The organism is Shigella sp. SIG3 (assembly GCF_053555855.1).
Map to the genome: position 1 here is coordinate 1 of NZ_JBQZXE010000208.1, position 2,873 is coordinate 2,873.

Annotated in this window: 2 protein-coding genes, 1 tRNA gene and 1 pseudogene; 1 reads left to right on the top strand and 3 read right to left on the bottom strand. The window is 48.2% G+C overall.

Annotation, left to right across the window (positions count from 1 at the left end; translation table 11 throughout):
* The 3 genes and pseudogenes from intS to ACUU1I_RS20125 all read right to left on the bottom strand — a co-directional run.
* Window positions 1-461: pseudogene (gene intS / locus ACUU1I_RS20115) on the bottom strand (prophage integrase IntS); the annotation flags it as partial.
* A gap of 161 nt (window positions 462-622) precedes the next feature.
* A tRNA-Arg gene (locus ACUU1I_RS20120) sits at window positions 623-697 on the bottom strand.
* Window positions 698-772: 75 nt separating this feature from the next.
* Window positions 773-1,705 (bottom strand): formate/nitrite transporter family protein, encoded by a 933-nt coding sequence (locus tag ACUU1I_RS20125; RefSeq protein WP_000368147.1) that lies wholly within the window; start codon window positions 1,703-1,705, stop codon window positions 773-775.
* Window positions 1,706-1,998: 293 nt separating this feature from the next.
* Between ACUU1I_RS20125 and mlaA the strand changes: the two genes are divergently transcribed.
* Entirely contained in the window at window positions 1,999-2,754 is a 756-nt protein-coding gene (gene mlaA, locus ACUU1I_RS20130) for a phospholipid-binding lipoprotein MlaA (protein WP_000776776.1), read from the top strand.
* The last annotated feature ends 119 nt before the right edge of the window (window positions 2,755-2,873 follow it).

Here is a 2,873-nt window from a genome sequence, read left to right on the forward strand (position 1 = left end):
ATTGCACCGCGATCTTCAAATCTGCGGATTACTTCCAGCAGTTGCATCGGCTCAATATCCTGAATCTCAAGGCCGCCGATGATGGGTAAAATGTCGTCATCAAACATTTTTGCAAGTTCAGTCGCATACCCTACTGACCAGACTTGCTTCTTGTGTTCGTACCATTCCTTGTAAATCGCACTAAATGAATTGTTGTTAGACGAAGCCTTTTTCGCCTTTACCGGATCGATGCCAGCCGAGATGTCTTTCCTCGCAGTCCATGCTTTATCCCTTGCCTCCTGCAAAGTCATAAGCGGATATTTTCCGACGGTCAGGATTTTCTCCTTACCGTCAATCTTGTAGCGAAGCTGCCATACCTTTTTCCCGGATACAGGGACATAAAGGTACAGGCCATTACCATCGAGAAGGCGGTATGGTTTTTCTTTCGGCTTTGCTGCTTCAATCTGCTTAACGGTGAGCATGGGTAAAAATCCGGTGGGTAAAATTATTTTATCCACTTTTTACCCGTCATGGAGTGCGGCTGTCAACGATCTGACGCGAACCATGACGAACTGTGAATATACGGAAGGCTTGATATTCAGGGGATTTTGCGGACTGGTACGGATGGGAGCGAACTGATAAATGGTGTCCCCTGCAGGAATCGAACCTGCAATTAGCCCTTAGGAGGGGCTCGTTATATCCATTTAACTAAGAGGACAATGCGGCATGAGTATACCCGCTAATGGACTGCGGGGTAAGTACGCTGCCGCTCGATTGCTTAAACCCTCGCCATTTATGCTGGGTTTTTATCATTTTTCTTAATGTTTTCCGCACGTTCTGCTTTTTGGCGTGCTTCTGCTTTACGCTTGTTGCTCATGTCGTTACGAATCTGTGCATGACTCATTAACGCGAAGATAAAGGTGCCGCCGCAGATGTTCCCCGCTAAAGTAGGTAGTGCGAAGGGCCAGATGAAATCGCTCCAGTGCAGCGTACCGTTAAACACCAGATAGAGGATTTCAACAGAACCGACCACGATATGGGTGGTGTCACCCAGGGCAATAAGCCAGGTCATCAATATAATCACCACAATCTTTGCCGCACCTGCTGCAGGAAACATCCATACCATAGTGGCGATCAGCCAGCCGGAAATGATCGCGTTGGCAAACATCTCGCTGGGGGTGTTCTTCATCACATCCATGCCGATTTTGACAAATGCATCGCGAGTTTCTTCATTGAAGATAGGCATATATTCAAATGCCCACGCAGCAATACCAGTCCCGAGAATATTACCCAGCAGCACGACTCCCCATAACCGCATAAGTAAGCCAACGTTGCTCATTGTCGGTTTTTGCATGACGGGTAGTACCGCAGTCACGGTGTTTTCGGTAAATAATTGCTGGCGGGCCATTATGACGATAATAAAACCAAAGGTATAACCGAGATTCTCCAGCAAGAAGCTGCCCGGCACACCTTCCAGTTCGACATGAAATATCCCTTTTGCCAGTAACGAAGCGCCCATCGACAGACCCGCCGCAATGGCTGACCACAGTAGCGCCATTGCGTCGCGTTCTAGCTCTTTTTCACCATCCTGGCGGATATGCTCATGAATTACCATCGCTCGGGAGGGGAGTCGGTCTTCATCTATTTCTATTTTTTTGCCGCGCTCTTTTTCTTCGCTCTCAACTTCAATTTCGTCGCTGTGTTGATCAATTTTGTCGTTGTCCATGGTCTCTTCTCTTGAATTAGCACGTATAGCTAAAGCGTAGCGGCTTTTTTGCTCGCAACTGGCGGGAGTTACTCTGAAAATGTAGAAAAGGTTGCGTTTGCCTTTTTCTGTTTCTATAGAATCAAGTAGCCTACAGGGCGGCGATTACCAGGCTATGATCAAATCAGCAAATCAGGGCGTCTGGACATCAGTTGACGTGCTGTTACAATCGCCCACACCTAAACAGGCGGATACGGTATCGTTCCGTCATGGATGGCAAACTGCATAAGCCATAAAAAAACAGGGAGACATTTATGAAGCTTCGCCTGTCGGCGCTTGCTCTGGGAACTACGCTTCTGGTGGGGTGTGCGAGTTCCGGTACAGATCAGCAAGGGCGTTCTGACCCGTTAGAAGGGTTCAACCGCACCATGTACAACTTCAACTTCAACGTATTAGACCCGTATATTGTTCGACCGGTCGCTGTCGCCTGGCGTGATTATGTTCCGCAACCGGTGCGTAATGGTTTGAGCAACTTTACTGGCAACCTTGAAGAACCTGCGGTGATGGTTAACTACTTCTTGCAGGGCGACCCTTATCAGGGGATGGTCCACTTTACCCGCTTTTTCCTGAACACCATTTTGGGGATGGGCGGCTTTATTGATGTTGCAGGGATGGCGAACCCGAAACTGCAACGGACTGAACCTCACCGCTTCGGTAGTACGCTTGGTCATTATGGCGTGGGTTATGGGCCTTACGTTCAGTTACCGTTCTACGGTAGCTTCACGCTGCGTGATGACGGTGGTGATATGGCGGATGGTCTTTACCCGGTTCTTTCCTGGCTGACCTGGCCGATGTCTGTGGGTAAATGGACGCTTGAAGGGATCGAAACCCGCGCTCAGCTGCTGGATTCCGATGGTCTGCTGCGTCAGTCGTCCGATCCTTATATTATGGTGCGCGAAGCGTACTTCCAGCGTCATGATTTCATCGCTAATGGCGGCGAACTCAAACCGCAGGAAAATCCGAACGCGCAAGCGATTCAGGATGATTTAAAAGATATCGATTCTGAATAAGAAACAAATAAAAAAGGTGAGTCGCAAAACTCACCTTTTTTGTTGTTATCCCTCAATTACCACAAGTAAAAGGAGATAAACCGACAATGACCCGGACGTAATGATGTAAAAATACTGAT